The organism is Streptomyces sp. NPDC037421 (genome assembly GCF_055602105.1).
Genome location: NZ_JBVJWV010000004.1, coordinates 150010 through 163600 on the forward strand (window position 1 = coordinate 150010; position 13591 = coordinate 163600).

General features: G+C 72.4%; 12 protein-coding genes. 11 read left to right on the forward strand and 1 reads right to left on the reverse strand.

Translation table 11 applies throughout. The features are described 5' to 3' along the window. Positions 1 to 35: 35 nt before the first annotated feature. Together ACZ7IF_RS08310 and ACZ7IF_RS08315 are read left to right on the forward strand one after the other, a co-directional pair. Complete coding sequence (locus ACZ7IF_RS08310; protein WP_470965034.1) at positions 36 to 707, forward strand: DUF4360 domain-containing protein; 672 nt, start codon at positions 36 to 38, stop codon at positions 705 to 707. Positions 708 to 1017: 310 nt separating this feature from the next. Further along, positions 1018 to 1311 carry a hypothetical protein gene (locus tag ACZ7IF_RS08315; protein ID WP_470965037.1) on the forward strand — a complete coding sequence of 98 codons (294 nt, stop codon included), beginning with the start codon at positions 1018 to 1020 and terminating at the stop codon, positions 1309 to 1311. Between the two features lie 55 nt (positions 1312 to 1366). On the opposite strand, the gene ACZ7IF_RS08320 is transcribed toward ACZ7IF_RS08315, so the two are convergent. Then, positions 1367 to 2053, reverse strand: a complete 687-nt coding sequence (locus ACZ7IF_RS08320) for an HAD family acid phosphatase (RefSeq protein WP_470965040.1) — start codon at positions 2051 to 2053, stop codon at positions 1367 to 1369. Positions 2054 to 2258: 205 nt separating this feature from the next. Between ACZ7IF_RS08320 and ACZ7IF_RS08325 the strand changes: the two genes are divergently transcribed. The 9 genes from ACZ7IF_RS08325 to ACZ7IF_RS08365 all read left to right on the forward strand — a co-directional run bounded on the left by ACZ7IF_RS08325 (position 2259) and on the right by ACZ7IF_RS08365 (position 13559). Continuing rightward, on the forward strand, positions 2259 to 3077 hold the full coding sequence (locus ACZ7IF_RS08325) for a S1 family peptidase (protein ID WP_470965043.1): 819 nt from the start codon (positions 2259 to 2261) through the stop codon (positions 3075 to 3077). 202 nt (positions 3078 to 3279) lie between these two features. Next, a complete protein-coding gene (locus ACZ7IF_RS08330) occupies positions 3280 to 3936 on the forward strand; it encodes a response regulator (RefSeq protein ID WP_470965046.1) in 657 nt (218 codons plus the stop codon). 196 nt (positions 3937 to 4132) lie between these two features. Next, positions 4133 to 5299 carry a sensor histidine kinase gene (locus tag ACZ7IF_RS08335; protein WP_470965049.1) on the forward strand — a complete coding sequence of 389 codons (1167 nt, stop codon included), beginning with the start codon at positions 4133 to 4135 and terminating at the stop codon, positions 5297 to 5299. Positions 5300 to 5376: 77 nt separating this feature from the next. Further along, complete coding sequence (locus ACZ7IF_RS08340; protein WP_125817182.1) at positions 5377 to 5697, forward strand: chorismate mutase; 321 nt, start codon at positions 5377 to 5379, stop codon at positions 5695 to 5697. 114 nt (positions 5698 to 5811) lie between these two features. Further along, positions 5812 to 8316, forward strand: coding sequence for an aminopeptidase N (pepN, locus tag ACZ7IF_RS08345; RefSeq protein WP_470965052.1), 2505 nt, complete (start codon positions 5812 to 5814; stop codon positions 8314 to 8316). Between the two features lie 87 nt (positions 8317 to 8403). Beyond that, positions 8404 to 9360, forward strand: a complete 957-nt coding sequence (locus tag ACZ7IF_RS08350) for a GlxA family transcriptional regulator (RefSeq protein WP_470965055.1) — start codon at positions 8404 to 8406, stop codon at positions 9358 to 9360. Between the two features lie 100 nt (positions 9361 to 9460). Continuing rightward, positions 9461 to 10456 carry a type I glyceraldehyde-3-phosphate dehydrogenase gene (gene gap, locus ACZ7IF_RS08355; protein WP_470965058.1) on the forward strand — a complete coding sequence of 332 codons (996 nt, stop codon included), beginning with the start codon at positions 9461 to 9463 and terminating at the stop codon, positions 10454 to 10456. A 305-nt stretch (positions 10457 to 10761) separates the two neighbouring features. After that, complete coding sequence (locus tag ACZ7IF_RS08360; RefSeq protein ID WP_470965061.1) at positions 10762 to 12153, forward strand: pyridoxal phosphate-dependent decarboxylase family protein; 1392 nt, start codon at positions 10762 to 10764, stop codon at positions 12151 to 12153. Further along, positions 12150 to 13559, forward strand: coding sequence for a lysine N(6)-hydroxylase/L-ornithine N(5)-oxygenase family protein (locus ACZ7IF_RS08365; RefSeq protein WP_470965064.1), 1410 nt, complete (start codon positions 12150 to 12152; stop codon positions 13557 to 13559). Before ACZ7IF_RS08360 ends, ACZ7IF_RS08365 begins: the two co-directional genes overlap by 4 nt. The last annotated feature ends 32 nt before the right edge of the window (positions 13560 to 13591 follow it).

The following is a 13591-nucleotide window of genomic DNA, read 5'->3' on the forward strand; positions in this document are numbered from 1 at the left end:
CGCCCGAAGCCACTCGAAGGTCAGGAGTGACAACGATGTCCCGTCCCAGGACCCGCACCCTGCTCATCGGCGCCGCGGCCGCCGCCCTGGTCACCGCGTCCACCCCCGCCGTCGCCGGCGGCCCGATCACCGTCCCGCCCGACAAGATCGTGATCGAACTCGCCACCGTCAACGGCTCCGGCTGCCGCGAAGGCACCGCCCAGGTCGCCGTCGCCCCCGACAACACCGCCTTCACCGTCACCTACAGCGACTACATGGCCCAGGTCGGCCCCGGCGCCCCGCCGACCGCCTTCCGCAAGAACTGCCAGCTCAATCTCCGCGTCCACGTGCCCTCCGGCTTCACCTACGCCATCGTGCAGGCCGATTACCGCGGATTCGCATTCCTCCAGCCCGGCGCGTCCGGCCAGGAAAGGGCGAACTACTACTTCCAGGGAATGCCGCAGACGTCCCAGCGGACCCACCAGTTCAACGGCCCCCTCAACGACAACTGGCAGACGAGCGACAAGACGGAATACGCGGACCTCGTCTGGGCCCCGTGCGGCGAGAAGCGCAACTTCAACATCAACACCGAACTGCGCGTGAACGCCGGCACCTCCAGCCCCCAGACCACGAGCTTCATGGCCATGGACTCCACCGACGCCAGCGTCAGCACCCTCTACCACCTCGCCTGGCAGGTCTGCCCGGGCGGTCCGAGGAACAAGCCCTAGCGGAAAGGGCTCCGGGCCCGGCCCCCTGGCGAGGGGTCGGGGCCGGAGCCCTTCTCGTGCGCTGCCATATGACTACCCGCTACATCCGCTCGCTGAACCGCGGCCGGCCCATCATGTTGTCCATCGCCCGCGCCGGCGCCCAGTGCGTCCGGGCCCGGGGGCGACCGTCGGCCCGGCGACGGCCTTCGCCCGGGCGGCGGTCAACGCGATCGCGGGCGAAGCGGGCGCCGCCGGAGATACCTGACGGAGCCACGTGTTCCGGTGCCGCGCCCAGGGCACGAGCCGGGTACGACGGTGACGGGGGTGGAGCATGAGCCGGGAAGACCGCTGGTTGGCGATCGGCTGGGCGCTGATCCTCGCGGTATGGGGGGCGCTCGGCTGGATCCTGTGGGACCCGGACTTCCAGGGCGTCCAGGCGGGCATCGGCTGGTGGATGATCGCCATCGCCATCGCGCCCGTGACGCTCACGGGCATGATCGTGGGCGTCGTCGAGGAGAAGAAGGACGACGATCGCGGCTCCTGGGCCGACGAGGACGCCTGCGAGCCGCAGAGCCCTCAGGTGTGGCGACGGGGCCTCGACAACTGCGGAGGGTGCGGCGGCTGAACCGGCGGCCCCGGCATGGGCGGCCGCCGGGGGGCGGCCGCCGGGGGGCGCCGGGTCAGGACAGCTTGCCGCCGTAGTCGGGCAGCTTGACGGTGCGCTCGGCGTGCCCGCCGACCAGGTCGCTCTCGTTGTTCCCGATGTTGGCGATGATCGTGTAGCCGCGCGCCTCGATCTCGGCCCGCTTGGCCGTCTTGTACGCGCTGACCTGCTCGAACAGGGCCGGCAGGTCACGCACGTACAGCCCGCTCACCGGGTAGCCGACCGACTTCAGGTTCCGCTCGGTCATCGAGTACACGATCCCGGGGCGGGCGGTGACGAAGAAGATCGCCACACCGCGCTGGTCCGCGTACTGGGTCAGTGCGCGGACCTTCTCGATCGCGGGCGTCGGGAACGTCCAGAACCAGTGGAAGTCCGTCTCCAGCGAGGAGTTGTCGATGTCGAGGACGATCGCGGGCTTCTCGCCGGCCGGTGAGGCGGCGATGCGCCGCTCGATGGCGGGGCGCGCGGCGTCGATGACGGCGGCCACGTCGCGCTGCCAGGTGGCGTAGTCGATGCCGAGGATCGCCGCGTTGCCGCCGGGCGCGGAGGTGATGGCGGCGGCGGTGACCGGCGCCGGGACCGGCGCGGGGGCGGCGGGGGCCGCTTCGGCGGCGGTGGCCGGAAGCAGGGTCAGCACGGCGGCGGCGACGGCCACGGTGGCGGCGGCGGTACGGGACGTGCGGGTGCGGCGGGTGCTGCGCATGTGGGGGCGCTCCTCGGTCACGGTTTGGCATGTACGTGACCAGAGTTGGCCAGAACCGCACCCATGTCTACTGGCTGGTAGGAAACTTTTCGTGGCCGCCCGGTGAATGGTGATTCGCCCCCGGCGGCGGGGCCGGAACTTGTCCGAAAAGGCGTTCTTGATGCGGGCGCGGTGGTGGATGTGTCATGGACGCGTCATTCACCCGATGGCACGCACAGCCCAACCCCCCACGAAAGGCAGTGTGTTGACCGTGACCACCCTTGGCAGAATCGTCAAGCGCGCCCTCGCCGTCGGCGCCGTCACCCTCGCCGCCGTCAGCCTCCAGCCCGCAGGCGCCAACGCCTCACCCACCCCCGTCGTCGGCGGAACCCGTGCCGCACAGGGCGAGTTCCCCTTCATGGTCCGCCTCTCCATGGGCTGCGGCGGGGCCCTCTACACCCAGCAGATCGTCCTCACCGCCGCCCACTGCGTCAGCGGCTCCGGCAACAACACCTCCATCACCGCCACCGCCGGCGTCGTCGACCTCCAGAGCAGCAGCGCCACCAAGGTCAAGTCCACCAAGGTGCTCCAGGCCCCCGGCTACAACGGCAAGGGCAAGGACTGGGCCCTGATCAAGCTCGCCAAGCCGATCAACCTGCCCACCCTCAAGATCGCCGACACCAAGGCCTACGACAACGGCACCTTCACCGTCGCCGGCTGGGGCGCCGCCCGCGAAGGCGGCGGCCAGCAGCGCTACCTCCTCAAGGCCCAGGTCCCCTTCGTCTCCGACGCCTCCTGCCAGAGCTCCTACGGCAACGACCTCGTCCCCGGCGAGGAGATCTGCGCCGGCTACGCCCAGGGCGGAGTCGACACCTGCCAGGGCGACTCCGGCGGCCCCATGTTCCGCCGCGACAGCAGCAACGCCTGGATCCAGGTCGGCATCGTCAGCTGGGGCGAGGGCTGCGCCCGGGCCGGCTACCCCGGCGTGTACACCGAGGTCTCCACCTTCGCCGCCGACATCAAGGCCGCCGCGGCCGCCCTGTAGTCCCCGGCAGTTCCCCTCGGCCCCTCTCACTCGTCCTTCCGGCCGGGCCCGAACCGGCCGGAAGGGCGAGGCGCAATGTCCCGAACGCCCCTAAGGTCGATATCCGTGCCTCCCGCCGCCCTGCGGTTGCGGGCGGCAGCGCGCGCGGGTCCCATGGGAGGAATCCAGCGGCATCGGCGGGCGACAGTGGGGCAGGCGGCGCATGACGATCAGAGTGGTCATCGCGGACGACCAGGAAATGGTCAGAACCGGATTCCGCATGATCCTCGAAAGCATGCCCGACATCGAGGTCGTCGCCGACGTCGTCGACGGCGAAGCGGCCCTCGCGGCCGTCGCCGAGCACCGGCCCGACGTCCTCCTCCTCGACATCCGCATGCCCAGGCTCGACGGACTCGAAGTCACCCGCCGGCTCGCCGGCCAGGACACCACCCGCATCGTCATCGTCACCACCTTCGACCTCGACGAATACGTCCACGCGGCCCTGCACGGCGGAGCCTCCGGCTTCCTCCTCAAGGACGCCAGCCCGGCCATGCTCGTCGAAGCCGTCCGCGCCGCGGCCGTCGGCGACGCCCTCGTCTCACCCGCCATCACCGTGCGCCTGCTGCGCGAAATGGCCCCCCGCACACCCGCCGCCCAGACCGCCCGCCGCCCCGCCGAACCCCTCACCGAACGCGAACGGGAAGTCGTCCGCTGCCTCGCGCGCGGGCTCACCAACGCCGAGATCGCCGCCGAACTGTACGTCTCCCTCTCCACCGTCAAAACCCACCTCGCCAACGTCCAGGCCAAACTCGACGCCCGCAACCGCGTCGAGATCGCCGCCTGGGCCTGGGAAAGCGGCCTCGCCGCCACGGCCGCGTGACCCGGCCCCGCCGGCGGGCCCGTACGGCACCCACGTCCCGGCCACGCCCCGCCGGGTTCCCCAGGCTCCCCGGGCCCCCCGGCCGACGGCCGTGCCGGACCGGCCGCCGCCCCGGGCACGGGGCCGTGACCCCCGGCGGGCCCGGCACCCCGCCGTCCGGCCCCGACCCCGTCGAGACCGGACCCCGGGGCCGGCCATGAGCCCCCTCGCCTCCTGGGCACGCCGCCACCCCCGCGCCGCCGACCGGATCCGGCTGCTGCTCTGCCTGCTCCTGCTCTCCCTCGTCACCTTCGAGGGCATCGTCCTCGCCCGCCAGCCCAGCCCCCCGCACGCCGCCGTCTGGGCCTCCGGCCTCCTCGTCTGCCTCAGCGCCGCACCCTGGCCCGGCATCCGCCTCCTGACCCGCGCCTGGTTCGCCGCCGCCACCACCTGGACCGTCACCCTCCTGCTGGTCTTCGGCAACCGCCCCGTCATCGTCTGGGGCGCCGGCGAGGCCATCGCCCTGCTCGTCCTCCTCTCCCAGGTCCTGCTGCGCGCCCCCGCCCGCACCGCCGCCGTACTCGGCCCCGTCCTCGGCCTCGGCTGCATGGCCGCCCCCGTCCGCGACACCAGCCCCGGCCGCTTCACCCTCCTCTTCTCCGTCCTCGCCGTCGTCGTGGCCGCCTACTCCCTCCTCCTGCGCCTCCAGTCCGTCCAACGCGTCCGCGAACTGCACGCCGTACGCACCGCCGAACGCCTGGAACTCGCCCGCGAACTCCACGACCTCGTCGCCCACCACGTCACCGGCATCGTCGTCGAAGCCCGCGCCGCCCGCTTCACCCGCGTCGACGCCGACCGCGCCGCCGAGGTCCTCGGCCGCATCGAAACCGCCGGCGACCAGGCCCTCGGCTCCATGCGCCGCCTGGTCAAGATCCTCCGCGAGAACGACGGCCCCGGCACCCAGCCCGCCACCGCCCCCGCCACCGCCCCCGTCGCCGGTCTCGCCGACATCCGCGAACTCACCGAACGCTTCTCCGCCACCGGCCCGCCCGTCGTCCTCTACATCGAACAGGGCCTCGAAAGCCGCCTCCCCGCCCACGTCGCCGCCACCGCCCACCGCATCGTCCTCGAAGCCCTCACCAACATCGCCAAACACGCCGCCACCGCCACCGCCGTCCGCATCGGCCTGCGCACCATCCCCACCGGCCTCGAAGTACGCATCGCCGACGACGGCGGACACCCCGCCAAACTCTCCGAAAACGCGCGCGGCGGCGGCTACGGCCTGGCCGGGATGGCCGAACGCGCCGAAGCCCTCGGCGGCTCCCTCACCGCCGGCCCCGCACCCGAAGGCGGCTGGCTCGTCACCGCCCACCTGCCCCTGTGAACCACCCGTCCCGGTCCCCGTCTCACGGACCGACTGACAGAGGTGCCGACGACGCCCGCCACGTAAGCTCGGGAACCATGAACAACAGCGACATCGACGAGATCGACGAGAACGTCACCGCCGAACTGTCCCGCCTGCGCGACAGCATCGACAACATCGACGCGGCCGTGGTCCACATGCTCGCCGAGCGCTTCAAGTGCACCCAGCAGGTCGGCCACCTCAAGGCCAAGCACCAGCTGCCCCCGGCCGACCCGGGCCGCGAGGCCAGCCAGATCGCCCGCCTCCGCCAGCTCGCCGAAAGCGCCAAACTCGACCCGGCCTTCGCCGAAAAACTCCTCAACTTCATCATCGCCGAAGTCATCCGCCACCACGAGACCATCGCCGCCGGCGAGGAGTAACAGGCCCCGGGGCGGGCACCCGCCCGGCCCCGGCCGCACCACCCGCCCCGGACCCGCCCCACCCGCCCGCGAAACCCCTGGGAGCGGGCGCGGCCATCCGGCAGCATGGGCCGCATGTCCGCACTGACGCGCAACGAAGCGCAGCTCCGAGCCCAGCTCCTCGACGTCCACAACTACGTCGTCGGCCTCGACCTCACCACCGGCGAAGAGACGTTCGACTCCACCACCGTCATCCGGTTCACCGCCCGCGCCGCCGGAGACACCTTCGTCGAACTCAAGCCGGACGAGCTGCGCACCGCCACCCTCGACGGCAACCCGCTCGACCCCGCCACCCTCGACGGCAACCGGCTCCCGCTCACCGGCCTCACCCCCGGCCCCCACGAGCTGCGCATCGACGCCCGCATGCGCTACTCCCGCACCGGCGAGGGACTGCACCGCTTCACCGACCCCGCGGACGGGGAGACGTACGTCTACTCCCAGATGTTCATGGACGACGTCCAGCGCGTCTTCCCCGCCTTCGACCAGCCCGACCTGAAGGCCGTCTTCGAGTTCACCGTCGCCGCCCCCGCACACTGGACCGTCCTCACCAACGGCATCACCACCCACTTCGGCAACCGCGACAAGAGCGACGGAGCCGGCGTCTGGCAGTCAGCCGCCACCCCCGTCATCTCCACCTACCTCGCCGCCATCGCCGCAGGCCCCTGGCACAGCATCACCACCACCCACGCCGGCCTCCCCTTCGGCATCCACTGCCGCAAGTCCCTCGCCCCCCACCTCGACGCCGACGCCGACGAGATCCTCTCCGTCACCACCGCCTGCTTCGACCGCTACCACGAGAAGTTCACCGAGCCCTACCCCTTCGACTCCTACGACCAGGCCTTCGTCCCCGAGTTCAACGCCGGCGCCATGGAAAACCCCGGCCTCGTCACCTTCCGCGACGAATTCGTCTTCCGCTCCGCCGTCACCGACACCGAACGCCAGCGCCGCGCCATGGTCATCGCCCACGAGATGGCCCACATGTGGTTCGGCGACCTCGTCACCCTCGCCTGGTTCGACGACATCTGGCTCAACGAGTCCTTCGCCGAATACATGGGCTACCAGACCCTCACCGAAGCCACCCGCTTCACCGGCACCTGGACCGCGTTCGGCATGGAACGCAAGCCCTGGGGCTACGCCGCCGACCAGCGCTCCTCCACCCACCCCGTCGCCCCCGGCCCCGACGACGTCCCCGACACCGCCTCCGCCCTCCTCAACTTCGACGGCATCTCCTACGCCAAGGGCGCCTCCGCCCTGCGCCAGCTCGTCGCCTGGCTCGGCGAGAAGGACTTCCTCGCCGGCATCAACACCCACTTCACCCGCCACAAGTTCGCCAACGCCTCCCTCGCCGACTTCGTGGACTCCCTCGCCGCCCACACCGACCGCGACGTCCACGCCTGGGCCGAAACCTGGCTGCGCACCACCGGCACCGACACCCTCACCCCCCGCATCCAGGACAGCCCCGGCGGCTGGACCCTCACCGTCGACCGCCACGGCAGCCGCCCCCACCGCATCCACGCCGGCACCTACACCCGCGCCGCCGACGGCACCCTCGAACGCACCGAACTCCTCGGCCTCGACGTCCCCACCGACGAGATCCTCTCCTCCGCGGGCCCCCGCCCCGACCTCCTCGTCCTCAACGACGGCGACCTCACCTACGCCAAGATCCGCCTCGACGAAACCTCCCTCGAAACCGCCCTCCGCGACCTCTCCCGCATCCCCGACCCCCTCACCCGCGCCGTCGTCTGGGGCTCCCTGCGCGACATGGTCCGCGACGGCGAACTCGACCCCCTCGACTACCTCCACACCCTCGCCGCCCACATCCCCGAAGAACCCGACCTCGCCGTCGTCCAGGGCGTCCTCGACTTCGCCCGCACCCAGATCGCCGACCTCTACGTCGCCCCCGCCGACCGCGACACCGCCCTCGGCCTCATCACCACCGCCACCCGCGACCTCCTGCGCCGCACCGAGGACGGCACCGACCCCGGCCTGCGCCTCGCCGCCGTACGCACCCTCATCGACAGCGCCACCCAGCCCGACACCATCGCCGCCTGGCTCGCCGACGGCACCGTCACCGGAGGCCCCGAACTCGACCCCGAACTCCGCTGGCGCATCCTCGCCCGCCTCTGCGTACTCGGCGCCGTGGACGGAGCCGCCATCGACACCGCCCTCGCCGACGACCCCAGCGCCACCGGACAGCAAGGCGCCGCCCGCTGCCACGCCTCCCTGCCCACCCCCGAAGCCAAGGCCGCCGCCTGGCAGCGCCTCTTCCACGACGACACCCTGTCCAACTACCTCTTCACCGCCACCGCCCACGGCTTCTGGCAGCCCGAACAGAGCGACCTCGTACGCGACTACGTACCCCGCTACTACCCCGAAGCCGTCGCCCTCGCCACCCGCCGCGGCCCCGCCATCGGCGAAGCCGCCGGCCGCTGGGCGTTCCCCGCCCACGCCGTCGACCACACCAGCCTCCAGGCCGGCCGCACCTGCCTCGAAGACCCCGAGATCATCCCCATGCTGCGCCGCGTACTCGGCGACCAGCTCGACGACCTCGCCCGCGCCCTGCGCGTCCGCGGCGCCTGACCCCGTACGCACCCCCGCCCGTCGGGCGGCCACACCACCACCCCGGCCGCACCGACGGGCCCCGCCCACCCGCGTACGCTTTGTCCTGTGCCGCCCTCCCACCTGCATCGCGTCGCCGTTCTCGTCCTTGAGGGGGCCAAACCGCTCGACGTCGGCATCCCCGCACAGGTCTTCACGACCCGCGCGAGCATGCCCTACGAAGTCCGCGTCTGCGGCGCCGCACCCGGCCTCGTCACCGGCGGCGACGGACTCTCCTACTACGTCACCCACGGACTCGACGCACTCGCCTGGGCCGACATCGTCTTCGTCCCCGGCTACCGCTTCCCCGACCGCGACGACCCGCCCCAGGCCGTCCTCGACGCCCTCACCGCCGCCCACCGGCGCGGCGCACGCCTCGCCGCCATCTCCACCGGCGCGTTCGCCCTCGCCGCCACCGGCCTCCTCGACGGCAAACGCGCCACCACCCACTGGCACTACGCACGCGCCCTCGCCGCCAAACACCCCCACGTCCACGTCGACGAGAACGTCCTCTTCGTCGACGAAGGCAGCGTCCTCACCTCCGCCGGCGCCGCCTCCGGCATCGACCTGTGCCTGCACATCCTGCGCCGCGACCTCGGCGTCGCCGCCTCCAACCACGCCGCCCGCCGCCTCGTCGCGGCCCCCTACCGCAGCGGCGGCCAAGCCCAGTACGTACCGCGCAGCGTCCCCGAGCCCCTCGGCGAACGCTTCGCCGCCACCCGCGAATGGGCCCTGCACCGCCTCGCCGAACCCCTCACCCTCGAAACCCTCGCCCAGCACGCCGCCGTATCCCCCCGCACCTTCTCCCGCCGCTTCGTCGAAGACACCGGATACACCCCCATGCAATGGGTCATGCGCGCCCGCATCGACCTCGCCCGCGAACTCCTCGAACGCTCCGAACGCGGAGTCGAACAGATCGCCGCCGACGTCGGCCTCGGCACCGGAGCCAACCTGCGCCTCCACTTCCAGCGCATCCTCGACACCACCCCGACCGAATACCGCCGCACCTTCACCCAGGGCGACTGACGACCCCCTGGCGGGATCCTTTCGAACCATGGCGATCTCGCCCCTGTCACGCCCGCCCGCCACACGCGAACCTGATGGCGCGAACAGAAGGGACAGGCACATGACTCGCATCGCCATCAACGGATTCGGCCGCATCGGACGCAACGTGCTGCGCGCGCTCCTCGAACGCGACACCAACCTCCAGGTGGTCGCCATCAACGACCTCACCGAACCCGCCACCCTGGCCCGGCTGCTCGCCTACGACACCACCTCCGGCCGCCTCGGCCGCCCGGTCACCGTCGAAGGCGACGTCCTCGTCGTCGACGGCCACCGCATCAAGGTCCTCGCCGAACGCGAGCCCGCCCAGCTGCCGTGGGCCGACCTCGAAGTCGACCTCGTCCTCGAAGCCACCGGCCGCTTCACCTCCGCCGAAGCCGCCCGCGCCCACATCAAGGCCGGCGCCCGCAAGGTCCTCGTCAGCGCCCCCTCCGACGGCGCCGACGTCACCCTCGCCTACGGCGTCAACACCGACGCCTACGACGCGGAACTGCACACCGTCGTCTCCAACGCCTCCTGCACGACCAACGCCCTCGCGCCGCTGGCCGCCGTCCTGGACGACCTCGCCGGCATCGAGCACGGCTTCATGACCACGGTGCACGCCTACACCCAGGAGCAGAACCTCCAGGACGGCCCGCACCGCGACCCGCGCCGCGCCCGCGCCGCCGGCGTCAACATCGTGCCGACCTCGACCGGCGCCGCGAAGGCCATCGGCCTCGTCCTGCCGCAGCTCGACGGCAAGCTGTCCGGCGACTCGATCCGCGTACCCGTACCGGTGGGCTCCATCGTCGAGCTCAACACCACCGTCGCCCGCGACGTGACCCGCGAGCAGGTCCTGGAGGCCTACCGCACCGCGGCCGCGGGCCCGCTGGCCGGCGTACTCGAATACTCGGACGACCCGCTGGTCTCCTCCGACATCACGGGCAACCCGGCCTCCTCGATCTTCGACTCCGAGCTCACCCGCGTCGAGGGCCGCCACATCAAGGTCGTCGCCTGGTACGACAACGAGTGGGGCTTCTCGAACCGCGTGATCGACACCCTCACCCTCCTCGCAGGCTGACCCCCGGGCCCTCCCGGCCCCCCATACCGAGCGCCGCAGTTGGTACTGACCTGGCAACTGCGGCGCTCAGCCATGCCCGGATCCGGACCCGCCGGCGTTCGAGGCGCGGGTCCGGGCAGCGCCCGGGGAACGGCGGGAGGGAGGGCAGGGGACAGCCCCGCGCAGCGGAACCGCACCCGGCAGGCAACACACCGGCCCCACCCGGTTACCCCATTCGGGTCTGATCGTTGTACCGGCAGGGTGTCCCGCCCACCCCCGGCCCCGCGCAGCGGTTCCGCCGGTCCGCCTGCCCCGGAGGCCCGCCCATGACCGAGCCCGCGCCACCCCCCGCGCCCCCGCTCGCCGGCGGAGCCCACGGCCCGGACGCCCTCCGCCCCCTCCTCCACACCGTCCTCACCGCCCTCCACACCGGCGCGACGGCACGCAGAGGACCCCTCCCCGCCGGCGGCCCCGACACCGTCACGGCCCGCGTCCGGACCGCACTGGGCGACGTACTCCCCACCCACGGCACCGGCGACCACGAAGCGCTGGCCACCCTCGTCCACACCCTCGCCGCCGGCGCCGCCGACCCCGCCGACCCCCTCTGCGCGGCCCACCTGCACTGCCCCCCGCTCGCCGTCGCGGCCGCCGCCGACCTCGCCGTCAGCGCCCTCAACCCCTCCCTCGACTCCTGGGACCAGGCCCCCGCCGCCTCCACCATCGAGGCCCTCCTCACCCGCACCCTCGCCGCCGAGTTCTACGACACCCCCCACGCCGACGCCCTCCTCACCACCGGCGGCACCGAAGCCAACCAGCTGGCCCTCCTCCTCGCCCGCGAACGCCACGGCCCCCGCCTCACCGTCCTCCACGGCGCAGCCGCCCACCACTCCATCCCCCGCGCCGCCTGGCTCCTCGGCCTGCCCCCCACCACCGCCCTCCCCACCCCCACCGGCACCCTCGACCCCACCACCCTCGACGAGGCCCTCGCCCGCACCCCCGGCCCCGCCCTCGTCACCGCCACCGCCGGCACCACCGACGCGGGCCTCATCGACCCCCTCGACGCCCTCGCCGACGTCTGCGAGCGCCACCGCGCCGAACTCCACGTAGACGCCGCCTACGGCGGAGCCCTCGCCTTCAGCCCCCGCCACCGCACCAAGCTGAACGGCCTCCACCGCGCCCGGTCCATCACCCTCGACCTGCACAAACTCGGCTGGCAACCCGTCGCCGCCGGCCTCCTCGCCGTCCCCGACAGCACCCTCCTGGCACCCCTCGCCCACCAGGCCGACTACCTCAACGCCACCGACGACACCGAAGCCGGCCTCCCCGACCTCCTCGGCCGCTCCCTGCGCACCACCCGCCGCCCCGACGCCTTCAAGATCGTCGCCACCCTCCGCTCACTCGGCCGCGACGGCCTCGCCCGGCTCATCGACCACACCTGCGCCACAGCCCACCGGCTCGCCGAACTCCTCGACGCACACCCCGGCTTCGAACTCCACGCACACCCCACCATCACCACGGTCCTCTTCCGGCCCACCCCCACCGACGACGACCGCCTCGCCGCCCTGCGCCGCACCCTCCTCCACGACGGCACCGCCGTCCTCGGCCGCGCCACCGCCGACGGCCGGCTCTGGCTCAAGGCGACCCTGCTCAACCCCCACACCACCACGCGGGACCTGGACACCCTCGTAGCCCTCCTGGAAGGCAGCACCCACCGATGACCGCCCAGCACGATGCACCCCACGACCTCGTCGGAATCGGCATCGGCCCCTTCAACCTCTCCCTCGCCGCCCTCGCCCACGGCCTCCCCCAACAAGGCGTCGACCGCCTCGCCACCGCCTTCTACGACCAGCGCCGCGACTTCCGCTGGCACCCCGGACTCCTCCTCGAAGGAGCCACCCTCCAAGTCCCCTTCCTCGCCGACCTCGTCACCCTCGCCGACCCCACCAGCCCCTGGACCTTCCTCAGCTACCTCAAGCACAAGGAACGCCTCTTCCCCTTCTACTTCGCCGAGCAGTTCCACATCCAGCGCGCCGAGTACGACGCCTACTGCCGCTGGGTGGCCGGACGCCTCCCCGGACTCCACTTCGGCCACCAGGTCGACGCCGTCCGCTGGAACCCCGAACGCGACCTCTTCGAAGTCGACTACACCCAGCTCGACACCGACGGAGAAGCCGAAGCCCTCGGCCGCACCTACACCCGCAACCTCGTCCTCGGCATCGGCACCGCCCCCTACGTCCCCGAACCCCTGCGCCCCCTCGCCGACGCCCCCGCCGTCCCCGTCATCCACTCCGCCGACTACCTCGACAACCGCCAGCGCATCCTCGGCGCCGAACACGTCACCGTCATCGGCTCCGGCCAGTCAGGCGCCGAAGTCTTCCTCGACCTGCTCCGCACCCGCCCCGCCGGCCGCGAACGCCTCACCTGGCTCGCCCGCACCCCCTCCTTCGCCCCCATGGAGTACTCCAAGCTCGGCCTCGAACACTTCACCCCCGACTACACCCGCTACTTCCACGACCTCCCCGAACCCGTCCGCGACCGCCTCGTCCCCGCCCAATGGCAACTCCACAAGGGCATCGACACCGCCACCATCGCCGCCATCCACGAAGAGCTCTACCGACGCACCCTCCACGGCGGCTGGCCCGACACCGTCCTCACCCCCGGAGTCACCGTCCGCACCGCAGGCCGCGTGGCCACCACCAAAATCGAACTCCACCTCGAACACACCCAGCAGGGCACCCGCTCCCGCCTCACCACCGACGCCGTCGTCCTCGCCACCGGCTACAAGGAACGCCCCCTCACCAGCCTCTTCGCCGGCCTCGACCCCTACATGCGCAAGGACTCCTCCGGCCGCCCCCGCATCGACGACCGCTACCGCATGATCCTCGACCCCTCCGTCAGCGGAACCGTCTTCGTCCAGAACGGCGAACGCCACACCCACGGCGTCGGCACCCCCGACCTCGGCCTCGCCGCCTGGCGCAGCGCCGCCATCCTCAACACCCTCACCGGCAAAGAGCCCTACCCCCAGCCCCACCGCACCGCCTTCACCACCTTCGGCCTCGAACAGCGCACCCCCACCCGCCCCCACCCCCCGGTCGAACTCCGCCCCCTCGTCGACCACCCCTGACGCGAACGGCCGGGACCCGCCACAGCAGGACC

Bases quoted from the DNA above. Each gene is read 5' to 3' on its own strand.
- ACZ7IF_RS08360 (WP_470965061.1), top strand. From the start codon at position 10,762: ATGACCGAGCCCGCGCCACCCCCCGCGCCCCCGCTCGCCGGCGGAGCC.
- pepN (WP_470965052.1), top strand. From the start codon at position 5,812: ATGTCCGCACTGACGCGCAACGAAGCGCAGCTCCGAGCCCAGCTCCTC.
- ACZ7IF_RS08335 (WP_470965049.1), top strand. From the start codon at position 4,133: ATGAGCCCCCTCGCCTCCTGGGCACGCCGCCACCCCCGCGCCGCCGAC.
- ACZ7IF_RS08310 (WP_470965034.1), top strand. From the start codon at position 36: ATGTCCCGTCCCAGGACCCGCACCCTGCTCATCGGCGCCGCGGCCGCC.
- gap (WP_470965058.1), top strand. From the start codon at position 9,461: ATGACTCGCATCGCCATCAACGGATTCGGCCGCATCGGACGCAACGTG.
- ACZ7IF_RS08340 (WP_125817182.1), top strand. From the start codon at position 5,377: ATGAACAACAGCGACATCGACGAGATCGACGAGAACGTCACCGCCGAA.
- ACZ7IF_RS08325 (WP_470965043.1), top strand. From the start codon at position 2,259: ATGGCACGCACAGCCCAACCCCCCACGAAAGGCAGTGTGTTGACCGTG.
- ACZ7IF_RS08365 (WP_470965064.1), top strand. From the start codon at position 12,150: ATGACCGCCCAGCACGATGCACCCCACGACCTCGTCGGAATCGGCATC.
- ACZ7IF_RS08320 (WP_470965040.1), bottom strand. From the start codon at position 2,053: ATGCGCAGCACCCGCCGCACCCGCACGTCCCGTACCGCCGCCGCCACC.
- ACZ7IF_RS08330 (WP_470965046.1), top strand. From the start codon at position 3,280: ATGACGATCAGAGTGGTCATCGCGGACGACCAGGAAATGGTCAGAACC.
- ACZ7IF_RS08315 (WP_470965037.1), top strand. From the start codon at position 1,018: ATGAGCCGGGAAGACCGCTGGTTGGCGATCGGCTGGGCGCTGATCCTC.